This window comes from Streptococcus sp. DD11 (assembly GCF_001578865.1).
Lineage (GTDB): Bacteria > Bacillota > Bacilli > Lactobacillales > Streptococcaceae > Streptococcus > Streptococcus panodentis.
This window is the reverse complement of sequence record NZ_KQ969395.1, coordinates 134321-149016: the sequence shown is the minus strand read 5'-3', so window position 1 is coordinate 149016 and position 14696 is coordinate 134321. Positions and strand designations below refer to the sequence as shown.

General features: G+C 48.5%; 13 protein-coding genes and 1 pseudogene. 10 read left to right on the top strand and 4 right to left on the bottom strand.

The genetic code is table 11. The features are described from left to right. The 5 genes from lacD to lacG form a co-directional block, all read left to right on the top strand. On the top strand, positions 1 to 861 hold an 861-nt coding region (lacD, locus tag STRDD11_RS08460; RefSeq protein WP_128837109.1), incomplete at its 5' end, for a tagatose-bisphosphate aldolase. Between the two features lie 380 nt (positions 862 to 1241). After that, positions 1242 to 2075, top strand: a complete 834-nt coding sequence (locus tag STRDD11_RS08455; protein ID WP_128836958.1) for a PRD domain-containing protein — start codon at positions 1242 to 1244, stop codon at positions 2073 to 2075. Between the two features lie 49 nt (positions 2076 to 2124). Then, entirely contained in the window at positions 2125 to 2442 is a 318-nt protein-coding gene (locus tag STRDD11_RS08450) for a PTS lactose/cellobiose transporter subunit IIA (RefSeq protein ID WP_128836957.1), read from the top strand. Beyond that, positions 2442 to 4154, top strand: a complete 1713-nt coding sequence (locus STRDD11_RS08445) for a lactose-specific PTS transporter subunit EIIC (RefSeq protein WP_128837108.1) — start codon at positions 2442 to 2444, stop codon at positions 4152 to 4154. Before STRDD11_RS08450 ends, STRDD11_RS08445 begins: the two co-directional genes overlap by 1 nt. Positions 4155 to 4343: 189 nt before the next feature. Continuing rightward, positions 4344 to 5750, top strand: a complete 1407-nt coding sequence (lacG, locus tag STRDD11_RS08440) for a 6-phospho-beta-galactosidase (protein ID WP_128836956.1) — start codon at positions 4344 to 4346, stop codon at positions 5748 to 5750. Between the two features lie 144 nt (positions 5751 to 5894). On the opposite strand, the gene STRDD11_RS08435 is transcribed toward lacG, so the two are convergent. From STRDD11_RS08435 to STRDD11_RS08420, 4 genes are all read right to left on the bottom strand, one after another. Beyond that, positions 5895 to 6764, bottom strand: a complete 870-nt coding sequence (locus tag STRDD11_RS08435) for an acyltransferase (protein WP_128836955.1) — start codon at positions 6762 to 6764, stop codon at positions 5895 to 5897. Further along, positions 6757 to 7020, bottom strand: a complete 264-nt coding sequence (locus STRDD11_RS08430) for a GIY-YIG nuclease family protein (RefSeq protein ID WP_128837107.1) — start codon at positions 7018 to 7020, stop codon at positions 6757 to 6759. The genes STRDD11_RS08435 and STRDD11_RS08430 overlap by 8 nt, the downstream gene beginning before the upstream one ends. After that, complete coding sequence (locus STRDD11_RS08425) at positions 7010 to 7756, bottom strand: tRNA1(Val) (adenine(37)-N6)-methyltransferase (protein ID WP_128836954.1); 747 nt, start codon at positions 7754 to 7756, stop codon at positions 7010 to 7012. Before STRDD11_RS08425 ends, STRDD11_RS08430 begins: the two co-directional genes overlap by 11 nt. Positions 7757 to 7884: 128 nt before the next feature. Next, positions 7885 to 10224: a cation-translocating P-type ATPase gene (locus tag STRDD11_RS08420; protein WP_128836953.1), complete on the bottom strand. Its 2340-nt coding sequence runs from the start codon at positions 10222 to 10224 to the stop codon at positions 7885 to 7887. A gap of 139 nt (positions 10225 to 10363) precedes the next feature. Here STRDD11_RS08420 and STRDD11_RS08415 point away from each other — a divergent pair, with 139 nt between their 5' ends. From STRDD11_RS08415 to STRDD11_RS08395, 5 genes and pseudogenes are all read left to right on the top strand, one after another. Further along, positions 10364 to 11104 (top strand): lysophospholipid acyltransferase family protein, encoded by a 741-nt coding sequence (locus STRDD11_RS08415; RefSeq protein WP_128836952.1) that lies wholly within the window; start codon positions 10364 to 10366, stop codon positions 11102 to 11104. A gap of 100 nt (positions 11105 to 11204) precedes the next feature. After that, positions 11205 to 11741 carry an HXXEE domain-containing protein gene (locus STRDD11_RS08410; protein ID WP_128836951.1) on the top strand — a complete coding sequence of 179 codons (537 nt, stop codon included), beginning with the start codon at positions 11205 to 11207 and terminating at the stop codon, positions 11739 to 11741. 71 nt (positions 11742 to 11812) lie between these two features. After that, positions 11813 to 12118, top strand: coding sequence for a bacteriocin immunity protein (locus STRDD11_RS08405; RefSeq protein WP_128836950.1), 306 nt, complete (start codon positions 11813 to 11815; stop codon positions 12116 to 12118). Positions 12119 to 12284: 166 nt separating this feature from the next. After that, positions 12285 to 12962, top strand: coding sequence for a helix-hairpin-helix domain-containing protein (locus STRDD11_RS08400; RefSeq protein ID WP_128836949.1), 678 nt, complete (start codon positions 12285 to 12287; stop codon positions 12960 to 12962). Beyond that, positions 12946 to 14696, top strand: a pseudogene (locus tag STRDD11_RS08395) (ComEC/Rec2 family competence protein); the annotation flags it as partial. The gene STRDD11_RS08400 and the pseudogene STRDD11_RS08395, both read left to right, overlap by 17 nt.

Genomic DNA, 14696 nt, shown 5'->3' with positions numbered 1-14696 from the left:
GAAGCAGAGCCGACAGTGGCGCAGATGGAGGAGTTGAAAGTCTTGGTGGCAGAAGAGCTGACCCCATACGCTTCCTCCATGCTGCTGGATCCCGAATACGGCCTGCCTGCGACCAAGGTCTTGGATAAAGATGCCGGTCTTTTGCTGGCTTATGAAAAAACCGGCTATGACACCTCCAGCACCAAACGCCTGCCGGACTGCCTGAATCTCTGGTCAGCCAAGCGCATCAAGGAGCAGGGGGCAGATGCGGTGAAATTCCTGCTCTACTATGATGTGGACGGTGATGCAGCAGTCAACCAAGAAAAGCAGGCTTATATTGAACGGATCGGTTCGGAGTGTGTGGCAGAGGATATTCCTTTCTTCCTTGAGATTTTGGCTTATGATGAAAATATTGCGGATGCTTCCAGTGCCGAATATGCCAAGGTGAAGCCCCGCAAGGTCATTGAAGCTATGAAAGTCTTTTCTGACCCACGTTTTCATATTGATGTCCTCAAGGTTGAAGTGCCGGTCAATGTCAAATACGTTGAAGGCTTTGGTGACGGAGAAATCGTTCATAGCAAGGAAGAAGCAGCAGCTTTCTTCAGGGAGCAGGATCAAGCGACCAGCCTGCCTTATATCTACCTGAGTGCCGGTGTGTCTGCCAAGCTCTTCCAGGAAACGCTGGTCTTTGCTCATGAGTCAGGAGCTAACTTTAATGGCGTTCTTTGCGGCCGCGCCACCTGGGCTGGTTCTGTGCAGGCCTATATTGAAGAGGGCGAAGCTGCAGCGCGTGAATGGCTGCGCACCACAGGCTTTGAAAATATTAACGAACTGAACAAAGTCCTGCAAACAACTGCCACTTCCTGGAAAGAGCGGGGGTAGAAAAGTAAGTCATTGATAGAAAATCTGATGCTATTTCTATCAATGGCTTTTTTAGAACTAAACTGCAGTCATTCTAAGCCAATTAGACGATTGAAGAATACCTCAGCACAATGTTTGAAACAAACAAAAAATGATATTTTTTTGGAAAAAACATCATTAAAGGGTTTACAAACGGGAAATGGCGTGGTATAATCTATTTATAGTTTGAATAAGGTGGATCGTAACTAAGGAAGATTAGGCGAGACCACAAATGAATGCATGGGATTAGTTTCACATCTGAATCCCTGGGTTCGTTTGTGGTCTCTTTTTGTTTTTCAAAATAGTCAGCTATCAGCTTTATATAAACTCTGATGAAATATTTTAAGATAAGGAGGTTCCAGATGTATCGTATCCTTAATGTCATCAATAATAATGTCGCACTTGTCAAAAATGAAAAGAACGAAGAGTTGATGATTACAGGAAGCGGAGTTGCTTTTCACAAGAAAAAAGGGGACATCGTTATTGCTGGTAAAGTTGATAAGGTCTTCAAACTCAACACGGAAGAGTCCAAGGAAAATTTCTTAACTCTTTTAAAGGATGTACCGTTGGACTTTATCACGGTGACCTATGAGGTGATTGGCTCTTTGACAGAAAAGTATGATTATCCTGTGCAAGAATATCTTTATGTCACTCTGACAGACCATATCTACTGTTCCTATCAGGCTCTTCGCAAAGGAACCTATCAAAAAGGAAGTTTGCCGAATTTCTCGATAGATAATCCTTTAGAATATACGATGTCAAGGGAGGCGCTGGCTGTCTTCAGGGAGAAACTGCTGGATCAGTTTCCGGATGATGAGGTCGGACGGATTGCTCTTCATTTCATCAATGCGAAAGGTGAGTCGGCTAATCGGGGTCAGGACAGTCTTGGGAAAACAAAAGAAATTCTGCGTTTGGTGCAAGATGAACTTGAGCACAGCGGCATTCATCGGACAGAAGGAAATAGTCATTTCTACGATCGGTTTATGATTCATCTGAGCTATTTTCTGGACTATATTGATCGCAATCGGGATGACAATACCTCTCTTTTGCAGATGGAAGAACACATTAAAGATTCTTATCCTGATGCCTATGAAATGGGGAGCCGTATCTATGATACGATTGCGAAGGAGACAGGGATTGATCTTTATCGCAGCGAGCGTATCTATATTGTTTTACATATTCAGCGTCTTTTATAAAAACACTTAATTTGCTCTATCTAACAAAAAACTCAAGGAGGACAGGAAGATGAATAGAGAAGAAATTCAATTGCTTGGTTTTGAAATCGTGGCCTATGCTGGCGATGCGCGTTCAAAATTGCTGGAAGCTTTAAAGGCGGCAGAAGCTGGAGATTTTGCCAAGGCAGAAGCTCTGGTGGAGGAAGCGGGAGGCTGCATTGCAGAGGCGCATCAGTCTCAGACTGCTATGCTGGCCAAAGAAGCAGCCGGTGAGGACATTCCCTACAGCGTCACCATGATGCATGGACAGGATCACCTGATGACCACTATCTTGCTCAAAGATGTCATACACCACTTGATTGAACTATACAAAAGAGGAGTAAAATGATGAACAAACTAATCGGACTGATTGAGAAAGGCAAACCTTTCTTTGAGAAGATTTCTCGGAATATCTATCTCCGTGCCATTCGGGACGGCTTTATCGCCGGTATGCCGGTTATCCTCTTCTCATCGATCTTTATCCTGATTGCCTATGTGCCAAATTCCTGGGGTTTCCATTGGTCTAAGGACATTGAGACCTTCCTGATGACTCCCTATAACTATTCAATGGGGATTTTGGCCTTCTTTGTAGGCGGTACGACTGCTAAGGCTCTGACGGACTCGATCAACCGCAGCCTTCCGGCGACCAATCAAATCAACTTTTTGTCTACCATGCTGGCTTCCATGGTCGGCTTTCTCCTCATGGCGGCTGAACCGGCCCAAGAAGGCGGCTTCCTGACGGCTTTCATGGGAACGAAAGGCCTCTTGACAGCTTTCATTGCAGCCTTTGTGACTGTCAATGTCTATAAGGTCTGTGTGAAAAACAATGTCACCATTCGCATGCCAGATGAAGTGCCGCCGAATATTTCACAGGTATTCAAAGACTTGATTCCATTTACTGTTTCAGTGCTTATCCTCTATGCCTTTGAGCTGCTTGTCAAAGGCACATTAGGAGTAACCGTTGCAGAATCCATCGGAACGCTTCTGGCTCCGCTCTTCTCAGCGGCAGATGGCTATCTGGGTATCACCCTTATCTTTGGTGCCTATGCCTTCTTCTGGTTTGTGGGTATCCATGGTCCCTCTATCGTGGAGCCGGCCATTGCGGCCATTACCTATGCCAATGTCGATGCCAACTTGGCTCTGATACAGGCCGGCCAGCATGCGGATAAGGTCATCACTTCCGGTACGCAGATGTTCATCGTGACCATGGGCGGTACTGGTGCAACCTTGATTGTACCTTTCCTCTTCATGTGGATCTGTAAGTCAGAGCGCAACCGTGCCATTGGACGGGCATCCGTTGTCCCTACTTTCTTTGGAGTCAACGAGCCCATCCTCTTCGGTGCCCCTATTGTTTTGAATCCGATTTTCTTCATTCCCTTTATCTTTGCACCGATTGCCAATGTCTGGATTTTCAAATTCTTTGTTGATACTTTGAATATGAACTCCTTTTCTGCCAATCTTCCATGGGTAACGCCGGGACCTCTGGGAATTGTGCTGGGGACCAACTTCCAGCTGCTGTCCTTTGTCCTTGCAGCCCTCTTGGTGCTTGTTGATGTCATCATTTACTATCCATTTGTCAAGGTTTATGATGAACAGATTCTGGAAGAAGAGCGCTCCGGCAACTCCAACGATGCACTCAAGGAAAAGGTGGCGGCTAACTTCAACACGGCAAAAGCAGATGCCATTCTTGAAAAAGCCGGTGCAGAAGGCGTCGCCGAAGAAGCAGCGAATCAGCATACAATCACTGAAGAAACCAATGTCCTCGTGCTTTGTGCCGGCGGCGGTACCAGCGGTCTGCTGGCCAATGCCCTGAATAAAGCAGCCGCTGAATACAAGGTTCCGGTCAAAGCAGCAGCGGGCGGCTACGGTGCTCACCGGGAGATGCTGCCGGAGTTTGACTTGGTCATTCTGGCTCCGCAGGTGGCTTCAAACTTTGAAGACATGAAGGCGGAAACAGATAAATTGGGCATCAAACTGGCGAAAACAGAAGGGGCCCAATACATCAAGCTGACCCGCGACGGTCAGGGGGCTCTGAAGTTTGTGCAGGAACAGTTTGATTAAAGAATCGGCTCTTTGCGCCTTGCTTCCAGCCTTGGATGCAAGAGAAGCTGTCAGGCTTTTGAAGACCAAGTGCCTTTTCTTGACCAACCTATACTGTTGCTTATGGTTTGGAGTGAAGCCAATCATGATTCCCTCTTGTATAAAGGGCTTCACTTCAAATTGTATAAAGAAATACCAGAGGTGAATACAATGACAAAAACACTTCCCAAAGACTTCATTTTTGGCGGGGCTACAGCGGCTTATCAGGCTGAAGGAGCCACCCACACAGACGGCAAAGGCCCAGTCGCCTGGGACAAGTATTTAGAAGATAATTATTGGTATACGGCAGAACCGGCCAGTGACTTTTACCATAAATATCCAGTGGACTTGGCACTGGCGGAGGAGTACGGTGTCAACGGTATTCGGATTTCCATTGCTTGGTCGCGTATCTTTCCAAAGGGCTATGGGGAGGTCAATCCAAAGGGTGTAGACTTTTACCATAAGCTCTTTGCGGAATGCCATAAACACCATGTGGAACCCTTCGTGACCCTGCATCACTTTGATACGCCGGAAGCTCTGCACTCCAAGGGCGACTTCCTCAACCGGGATAATATGGACCACTTCGTAGACTATGCCGCTTTCTGCTTTGAAGAATTTCCAGAAGTACGCTACTGGACGACCTTCAATGAAATCGGCCCAATCGGCGATGGCCAGTACTTAGTCGGAAAATTCCCGCCGGGCATCCAATATGACCTTGCGAAAGTGTTCCAATCCCACCACAATATGATGGTTTCACATGCGCGTGCTGTAAAGATCTACAAGGAGAAAGGCTACCCGGGTGAAATCGGTGTCGTTCATGCCCTCCCAACCAAATACCCTTATGATCCGGACAATCCTGCAGATGTTCGTGCAGCAGAATTAGAAGACATCATTCATAACAAGTTCATTTTAGATGCTACTTATCTAGGTTACTATTCAGAAATGACGATGGCGGGTGTAAAGCACATCCTGAAAGAGAATGGCGGAGAGTTGGACCTGCCTGATGAAGACTTTGCAGCTTTGGAAGCAGCCAAAGATCTCAATGATTTTCTTGGCATCAATTACTATATGAGTGACTGGATGCGAGATTTTGACGGCGAGACAGAGATTGTCCATAATGGCAAGGGCGAAAAAGGCAGCTCCAAGTACCAGATTAAGGGCGTAGGACGCAGAGAAGCTCCCTCCCATATCCCGAAAACGGATTGGGACTGGATTATCTACCCGCAAGGTTTGTACGACCAAATCATGCGGGTGAAACAAGACTATCCAAACTACAAGAAAATCTATATCACAGAAAATGGTCTGGGCTACAAAGACGAGTTTGTAGACGGGACGGTCTATGATGATGGGCGGATTGACTATGTGAAGAAACACTTGGAAGTCCTGTCTGATGCCATTGCCGACGGGGCCAATGTCAAGGGCTACTTCATCTGGTCGCTGATGGATGTCTTTTCCTGGTCCAATGGCTACGAAAAACGCTACGGTCTCTTTTATGTAGATTTTGACACCCAGGAACGCTATCCTAAAAAGTCAGCGCATTGGTATAAAAAAGTAGCTCAGAGTCAGGAAATTGATTAGACCTGTTTGGAACGGTATGATGCTTCTCTCTCTTGCTTCTATTGGGCAGAGGGGGGGCTGACTCAAGAGGCGGTTTCCGAGTCAGTCTGCTGAAAACAGTCAAAAAATCCATGCAAATCTTGCATGGATTTTTAAGGTATTCGGTTAAAAGCAACTGTCTTTTTCTTTTATGATTTCTCTGATTCTGTCTGCCAGCTGCTGGGGCTGGCCGTCCTGACAGATGTAGATGCCGCTTCCTGTCCGGTGGGCCGTGTAGGCAAAGGCCAGAATCGGCTTGCCCTTGTCCAGCGCTCTCTGCAGAATGTGATCCACCTCGCCCCAGTGGTTGATGTCCAAGTAAAGATCGGCCCGGTCCAGCAGGTCTTCGATAATATCGTCGTGGTGGACATTGGTATAGAGATTGATATTGGGGTAGGAGGCAAAGCTCTCCAGAAAAGGAGAAATGCTGGTTTTGGCTGCGATGTGAAACTCCAGCTCAGGCAGCTCTTGGGCCAGATAGGCCAGCTCTTCCAAAGTATCTGACGCTGTCAGGGTAAAGGCATGGAACTTGCCCTGCGGCCGTTTCTTGATGATCAGCTCTTCCTTGCTGACAGCGATAGAGTCGCTGGGAATATCCTGATAAACCAGACTGCCTGCTCCGATAATGACATTGTCGCCGATGGTCACGCCTTTGAGGATGACAGTATTGGCCCCAATCCAGCAGTTGGCCCCAATTTTGACAGGAGCTGAGGAATAAGCTATTTTTTCAATATGGTAGTTGGAATACTGATGATTGTGGTCAAAGATGCGGACACCGTCGCCAAACATGGTGTCCTTGCCGATTTCAATTAATTGTTCACAGCGGACTGTGCAGTGGTCATTAAAGAAAACCCGGTTTCCTAGTTTGAGCTGAGCCCCGCTTGCAACATTGAGGCTGGCAAAGGATTGGAAGATGACATCCTGACCAATGTCAAGCTGACTGTCTGGGGAGATGTCAATATGATGAAAATTTCCCTTGAATTGGATTTCAGACATGTTGGGTCCTTTCTTTGATGTAGGCCAGTTTGGCCTGTCGGCTTTTCTGTTTGAAGAGGGCTTCAGCCGACATAGCGGCCGGCTTGTCGGGATGTTCTTCTTGGTAGATCAGGGTTACAGGCAGGCGGGCGCGGGTGTACTTGGCCCCTTTGCCGGCCTGGTGTTTTTTCAGTCTTTGCTCGATATTGGTTGTATAGCCAGTGTAGAGCGAGCCGTCGCCGCATTCGAGCACGTACATATAGGCTTTATTTTCCATAGTAAATATCATGAATCTCCGGTGTGTAGCTGCCGTCCTGATTGTGGATAAAAAGGGGCGGCAGGATTTTGAGGCCGTCGCGTGAGCCGTCTTTGATGGCTTCAATCAGCAGCATATTGGCCTCCTTGCCCAGCTTGGGATAGACAAACTGGATGCGTTTGGGTGCCAGATTGTGGGCCTGCATGGTCTCGATAATGTCCAAAAACCGGTCGGGCCGGTGGACCATGGCCAGACGGCCGTTGGACTTGAGCAGGCGCTGGGATATGGCACAGATTTCTTCCAGATTGGTGCTGATTTCATGGCGGGCCAGAAGGTAATGCTGGCTGGCATTGAGATTGGAATGTTTGTCTACCTTGAAATAGGGCGGATTGCAGAGAATCAGATCTACCTTGCTGCCGGAAATATGGGCACCTAGATGTTTCAGATCGTCATGAATGACCTGCATCTGATTGGTCAAATCATTGAGCTCAATCGAGCGCTGGGCCATATCGGCCAGGCGTTCCTGAATTTCCACAGCAATGATGCGGGCCTTGGTCCGGGTGCTGGCAAAGAGGCCGACAGCTCCATTGCCGGCACAGAGGTCGATTATCAGGCCGTGCTTGGGCAGTTTAGGGAAGCGTGACAGCAGGACACTGTCCACCGAATAGCTGAAAACCTCACTGTTTTGTATAATCTTAACGTCTGTTGAAAAGAGCTGGTTGACCCGTTCTCCGTCTTTTAATCTTGCTTCTGTCATAACAACATTATAGCACGATTCAGCAAGGATTCCAAAGGGATAGGGAAATTTTGCAGCAGCAAAATGAAAACATGCGAGGGTATCGCATGTTTTTATGAGCTTAAATAATATTTTTTTGCAGCGAGCCCTTAGTCAAATCTGTATTTCTGCTTGATGGTGCAGACGACAAAGACAAGTCCAAAAATAACCATAAGAATCAGATAGACTGGCAAAGTGGCTGCTGTCAGGGTTGCGATTTCCAGCAGGTGCTGGAGGACGAAGGCTGAGGCATAGAAGCCCAAGACAGAAAAGAGGATCAGCAGGCTGCGCCAGAGATTGAGCGGCAGGCAGGCCCGAATGACAGACAGGAAGCTAATCGTGCCTAGCAGATAGTAGGACAGGGTAGACATTTCTATGTCGGTCCAGCCCTGTGCCGTGCCCCAGAAGCGGACAAAGAGAACGCTGAAGACAATCATGAGGGCACTTGGCAGGGCCAGCTGCAGCGAGCGTTTGAGGAAATGCTTTTCTACTGGCTTGATATTACGCTCAAAGGTCAGGACAAAAGGCGGAAAGCCTTCGACGAACTGGTCAATAAGGGTAATCTGAATCGGAATGAAAGGGAAAATCAAGAGATACTCAGGCTTGCCCATAGCTACCGAGGCGATACAGATGATGGCCAGGATAAAGGAATAAATGGTCTTGATAAAGAAGATAGGGGCAATCCGGCCGATATTATTGACAACCCGGCGGCCTTCAAAGAGGATTTCGGGAACATCATTGAAGTCGGAATTGAGCAGGACCAGATTGGCAATCTGGCGGGTGGCAGGATCGCCCTCTGCCATGACGATGGAGCAGTCTGCTTCGCGCAGGGCCAGAATATCATTGACCCCGTCACCGGTCATAGCAGTTGTGCGGCCGGCCGCTTTGAGGGTCGTAATCAAGAGCTTTTTCTGATGCGGGGATACCCGGCCGAAAATGGCTGTTTCCTCCGCTTGAGCCACCAGTTCTTCATCGCTGATCTTGGAGCAGTCAATGTAGCTCTCGAAGTTAGCAAAGCCGGCCTGATGGGCGATGTGAGAAACGGTCAGCGGATTGTCACCGGAGATAATCTTTAGGTCAACATCCTGTGAGCGCAGATAGTCCAGTGTCTGAGCAGCGCCTTCTCGGATCGGATCAGTGATTTCCAGAACTGCCAGAGCAGCTGTGTCGCTAGGCAGCTGGATGCTGTGCTTGTCTATGCTCTGGCTGCTGTGAGCCAGAACAAGGACGCGGGAACCGCGTTTTTGGGCTTCGATGACGGCAGGCGGATTGCTGTCTAGGAGCATCTCCGGAGCACCCAGGAAGACTGTGCCGACCTCCGACAGCTCCATGGCCCCCCATTTGCGGTCGCTGGAGAATGGAATGACATTGCTGCTGCTGTATGAATGCTCCAGCTGGCCGAATTTCTTGCGGATAGCTTGGGCGGTTGGATTGTTATCCTCGCTGGTCTGGATATAGGCCGCCAGCAGCTGGCCAATGCTGTCATCGGAAAATCTGTCTGTCAAACTGTGCAGGCCCTGAACAGTCATCTTTCCTTGTGTGATGGTTCCGGTTTTGTCCAAACAGAGGGTGTCCACCCGGGCCAGCGTTTCGACCGAGTACATCTCCTGAACCAGCACCTTGCGCATCCCCAGCTTGATGACAGCGGTCAGGAGAGAAGTGACGGTCAGGAGGGCAATGCCCTTAGGCAGCATGCCCAGAAGGGCAGTCGAGCTGGTGATAACGGAATTTTTGACGGGCAGTCCTTTTATCATCAGGGCTTCAAAGAAGAGAGCCAGGCCGAATGGGATGATGATTTTTCCGGTAAAGCGGGAAATCTTGGCCAGATTGTAAAGAATGCGGGAGTTGATTGGTTTGAGGGTTTTGGCCTCTGTCATCAGTTTGTTGGCATAGTTGTCTGCCCCTACATGATGGACTTCTGCGTAAACCTGTCCGCTGGCCAGAAAGCTGCCGGACAGGAGCTCGCCGCCGGCTTCTTTGAGGACTAGATCGCTCTCGCCCGTCAGCATGGCTTCATTGGCTTCGGCCACGCCCTCGATGACTGTAGAATCGCTGGGAATCTGCTCTCCGGCTGATAGTTTGAGCAGGTCGCCCAAGACGATGTTTTCTGGCTCGATCTGGCTTTCCTGACCGTCGCGGACAACCGTCACCAGCTCCCGGCTGACCAGATTGAGCTTGTCAATCATGTGCTTGGCTCTGAGCTCGGTGATAATCCCGGTTACGGCATTAAAACTGATAACAGCAAAAAAGACCAGATTGCTCCAGGCCTGAACGGACACCAGAGCCACAGCAATGGCGAAGTTGAGGGCATTGAAAAGGGTAAAAACATTCCGCTTGACAATATCCCAATTACTGGTGCTGGCATTGCTGTTGAAGTGATTGGTCAGTCCCTGCGAAATTTTTTCATCTACTTGAGATTGGCTTAAACCATTAAATTGTTTCTTATTCATGAAATCCATGATACCATTTTTTTAGCAAAATAGCTATCGGCCGCGACAGATAAAGTATAAAAAAGATTGCAGACTCTTGGGGGATAGGGTATAATTGAAAAAGAAACGCACGAAATTTTGAAATAGAATGAGGTTGTCTATGTTTTATACCTATTTGCGAGGACTGGTCATTTTTATTTTGTGGACCTTAAACGGCAATGCCCATTACCACAATAAGGAAAAGATTCCTTCCCAAGATGAAAATTATATCTTAGTTGCCCCTCACCGGACCTGGTGGGATCCGGTATACATGGCTTTTGCGACCAAGCCCAAGCAGTTTATTTTTATGGCCAAAAAGCAGCTCTTTGAGAATCGGGTCTTCGGCTGGTGGATTCGGATGTGCGGGGCCTTCCCCATCGACCGGGAAAATCCGGGACCGTCTGCTATCAAGTATCCGGTCAATATGCTGAAAAAGAGCAATCGCTCTCTGATTATGTTTCCCAGCGGCAGCCGCCACTCTTCTGATGTCAAGGGGGGGGTAGCCGTCATCGCTAAGATGGCCAAGGTCCGCATCATGCCAGTGGTTTATGCAGGTCCAAGGAGCCTCAAGGGGCTGGCGGCCGGTGAGCGAGTGGACATGAACTTCGGCAATCCCATCGACATTTCGGATATTAAAAAGATGAATGATGAAGGAGTGGAAGAAGTAGCCCGCCGTATTCATGCGGAGTTTGACCGTCTGGATGCAGAGGTGGCACCGTATCAGACAGGTCAAAAGCCCAATTTCTTTATGAGGATTCTGCGGGCCATCGCCTTTGTCCCCGCTGCCTTGGTTGGTATTCTGACCATTATTTTCAGCTTCTTTGCCAGCTTTGTCTGGGATCCGGACAAGCACAGAAAATAAACAGTTCTTGGTTTTTTGAGCGTTTTGTTTCAAAAAATCAAGGACTTTTTTTGTGAATTGTACTATAATTTTAGAATAATATTTTTGAGGGGGGTGTATCATGCCTATTAGTCTCTTATCGTTTGTGACTTTGTCGCTGTTTATGCTGCATGAGTTTGACGAAATTATTCTGATTCGGCCTTGGATTCAGCAAAATGAAAACAATCCCCGTTTTCAGACTGAGATGTTTATTGCGGGAAAGAAAGCTTATCCGTCCACAGAAGGGATTGCTGCGGCCATTGCAGAAGAATTTTTGATTGCTTTTCTCATCTTCCTGATGGCCATTGTCTGGCAGATTCCAGAATTAGCTTTGGCTCTGGGCTTCTGCCATACCCTGCACCTGCTGGGCCATATCACGCAGGTGCTGCGGTTTCGCCGCTGGGTACCAGGCGGTTTTACCGCAGTGGCAACCTTTCCCATTCTCATCCTCATCTTTATTTTCTACTTAGCCTACCAGCCGGTATCCTGGCTCCTGATTTTGCTTTTAAGTCCGTTTCTGATGGTCATTATTTTGCTCAATCTGTCCCTTCTTCATAGTCAGGCAGGCTATATTCAAAGCTGCATTTTGCGGCTGACCAGAACTCAAAATAAGGGCTAGCTGCCCTTGAAAATTCCTCTGGACTTACTTATATGAAAAAAGTATGCTGAAAATAGAAAGCAGGTGCTTATGTGAATAAAGAAGACCTAACTTTGGCCTTAGTCAAGGCCAAAATAGACCCTGAAGTGAAAAAGAATCCAGAACTCTTGGCTCTGATTGAAGAGCCCTTAGCAGAGCTGAAAAAAGATAGACCGGTCAATCTTATATCCGCCAAGTTCAACCGTTCTTTGACAGTTTATCTTTTAGGCCATCAGCTGAAAGTTCCCCAAATCGTTATAGACCTTCACAAGTTAATGGCAGCTGAAGCAGCAGCCTATGAGGGAAGAGCTTTTTCTTCCATAATGTTGGGCAGCATCTTGGGCGGAGGCGGAAAGTGAAGCCGCTACTGCCCTCTTTTGAAATTTCTAACTGGAGTCTTATACGGTATCTTCTCAAAGATACTCCCCTTTGTGGGTGAGGGGGGAGTCATCATGGGAGTCTGTCCCACCGCCTTTTTATTTTTTCCGCTTGCTTTTACGAATAATAAGGTAAGAGGTGAAAAATATGTTGGAAGAAATCATTGAAAAAATCAAAGAATATAAGCTCTTTGCTGGTCTGGCTCTTGCCGGCTTGCTTCTGGCTGGCTTTTTCCTGGTCAGAGGAAGCGGGGAGCCAGCCCCGGAAAAGCAGGTATCGGCTCTAGCGCAGGAAGTGATCCAGTCATCTGCCAGTTCGGATCAGATAGATAGAACTGAGCAGTCTGAAGTCCGAGATAGCGAGTCCAGCTCTGAATTAACCGTTGATGTCAAAGGAGAGGTCAAACATCCAGGAGTCTACCAGCTAAAAGCAGGCAGCCGTATTTATGATGCCATCCAAAAAGCGGGCGGAATGACAGCAGAGGCTGATTCAAAGTCGGTCAATCTGGCCCAGAAGTTGGCAGATGAAGCAGTGGTTTATGTGACAAAAATTGGAGAAGGCGGAGCTGACGTGACGGCAGGCACAGCTGAGGCAAGTTCTCAGGCAGCGGCTTCCAGGTCAGCCCAAAGTGACCTGATTAATTTAAACACAGCGACCGAGGCTGAGCTGCAGACTATTACAGGTATTGGTCAGAAGCGGGCTCAGGATATCATTGCTTATCGGGAGTCCAATGGCGGCTTCAAGTCGGTAGATGATTTGAAGAATGTTTCGGGTATTGGGGACAAGACGCTAGAGAAGCTAAAAGAGTATGTCACAGTGGATTGAAAAATTGCCCCTGCCGCCCCTTTACTTGGTTCTCATCTTGGTCTGGGTCTATTTTGCTGTCTATACGGGAGGATTGCTGGCTTATCTGGGCTTGGGCTTGCTTGTGGTTCGGCTTTTCGCTGCCTATCCGCTGAAAAAAGCTCTCCTCGCCTTGGTCCTGTTGGGTCTCTTTGCCGGTCTGTTTCTGTTTCGCCGGGAAATGGCAGAGCAGGCTTTCCGGCAGGAGCCCAAGCCAGTCAGCTGGGTGCAGCCCATACCGGATACCATCCAGGTCAATGGCGACTCTCTTTCCTTTCGGGGACGGGGCAATGGGCAGACCTATCAGGTCTTCTACAAGCTCAAATCTGAAAAGGAAAAAGAAGCCTTTCAGAAGCTGTCGGATCAGGTCCGGCTGGAAATTGCCGGAGAGTTCAGTCTGGCTCAGCAACAGCGGAATTTCGCCGGTTTTGACTATCGGGCTTATCTGAAAACAGAAGGGATTTACCGGACCTTAACCATCAGTGCCATCAAGTCAGTCCAGCCAGTGTCCGATTTTCAGCCTTGGGACTGGCCGTCTCTTTGGCGCCGAAAGGCCTTGGTGTATATTCAGACTCATTTTCCTAAGCCCATGAGTCACTATATGGGCGGGCTGTTATTTGGCCAGCTGGACACGGGCTTCGCAGAAATGAATGAACTCTATTCCAGTCTGGGGATCATCCATCTCTTTGCCCTGTCTGGCATGCAGGTTGCTTACTTTGCTGACGGTTTTCGAAGAATACTGCTGCGTCTGGGTCTGAAGATGGAGACTGTCCATCTTCTGCAGCTGCCTTTTTTTCTGATTTACGCCGGTCTGACAGGCTTTTCTGTGTCTGTGGTCAGAAGTCTTCTTCAGAAATTGCTGGCTCAGCTGGGCCTCAAAGGGCCGGATAATGTTGCGGTGACCCTGCTGATTCTGTTTATCCTGATGCCCAATGTCCTGCTGACAGCGGGCGGCGTCCTGTCCTGTTCTTATGCTTTTCTGCTCGCCATGCTGAACTTTGATCATCTGCCGCCCATGCGGAAAGTTCTGGCTGAAAGTCTGACGCTTTCGCTGGGGATTCTGCCTGTTTTGCTTTATTATTTTGCGGAATTTCAGCCTTGGTCCTTGCTGCTGACCTTCCTTTTTTCTGTTCTCTTTGACAGGATTCTGCTGCCGGGTCTGACGGCAGTTTTCCTCCTGTCACCTTTGATAAAGCTTACTCAGGTCAATTTCTTTTTGACTGGCTGGAAACGCTGATTCGCTGGGTGGCTGAGATTTCTCCGCGTCCGCTGGTCCTCGGTCAGCCCAGTCTCTGGCTGCTGACTGCTCTGCTCTTGGTTCTGGGCCTGCTCTATGATTTTCGCCGGCAGAAGAAATGGGTCTGGGCACTTGGCCTGACGGCAGCTCTGCTTTTTTTCCTCAGTAAACATCCCCTGCAAAACGAAATCACGGTGGTAGATGTCGGTCAGGGGGACAGCATTTTTCTGCGGGATCTAAGGGGGCGGACGGTCCTGATTGATGTTGGCGGCCGGGTGGAGCTGGGGAAGAAAGAGCCTTGGCAGCAGCGAACGGTGTCCAGCAATGCTGAGAAAACCCTGATTCCCTACCTCAAAAGCCGGGGCGTCAGCAGGCTGGATGTTTTGGTTTTGACCCATACTGATACGGACCATATGGGCGATATGCTGGAAGTTGGCAGGCATTTTTCTATCGGGAAGATTTATGTGTCCAAGGGCAGT

Coding starts and splice junctions, on each gene's coding strand:
- STRDD11_RS08455 (WP_128836958.1), top strand. CDS start 1,242: ATGTATCGTATCCTTAATGTCATCAATAATAATGTCGCACTTGTCAAA.
- STRDD11_RS08450 (WP_128836957.1), top strand. CDS start 2,125: ATGAATAGAGAAGAAATTCAATTGCTTGGTTTTGAAATCGTGGCCTAT.
- STRDD11_RS08445 (WP_128837108.1), top strand. CDS start 2,442: ATGAACAAACTAATCGGACTGATTGAGAAAGGCAAACCTTTCTTTGAG.
- lacG (WP_128836956.1), top strand. CDS start 4,344: ATGACAAAAACACTTCCCAAAGACTTCATTTTTGGCGGGGCTACAGCG.
- STRDD11_RS08435 (WP_128836955.1), bottom strand. CDS start 6,764: ATGTCTGAAATCCAATTCAAGGGAAATTTTCATCATATTGACATCTCC.
- STRDD11_RS08430 (WP_128837107.1), bottom strand. CDS start 7,020: ATGGAAAATAAAGCCTATATGTACGTGCTCGAATGCGGCGACGGCTCG.
- STRDD11_RS08425 (WP_128836954.1), bottom strand. CDS start 7,756: ATGACAGAAGCAAGATTAAAAGACGGAGAACGGGTCAACCAGCTCTTT.
- STRDD11_RS08420 (WP_128836953.1), bottom strand. CDS start 10,224: ATGAATAAGAAACAATTTAATGGTTTAAGCCAATCTCAAGTAGATGAA.
- STRDD11_RS08415 (WP_128836952.1), top strand. CDS start 10,364: ATGTTTTATACCTATTTGCGAGGACTGGTCATTTTTATTTTGTGGACC.
- STRDD11_RS08410 (WP_128836951.1), top strand. CDS start 11,205: ATGCCTATTAGTCTCTTATCGTTTGTGACTTTGTCGCTGTTTATGCTG.
- STRDD11_RS08400 (WP_128836949.1), top strand. CDS start 12,285: ATGTTGGAAGAAATCATTGAAAAAATCAAAGAATATAAGCTCTTTGCT.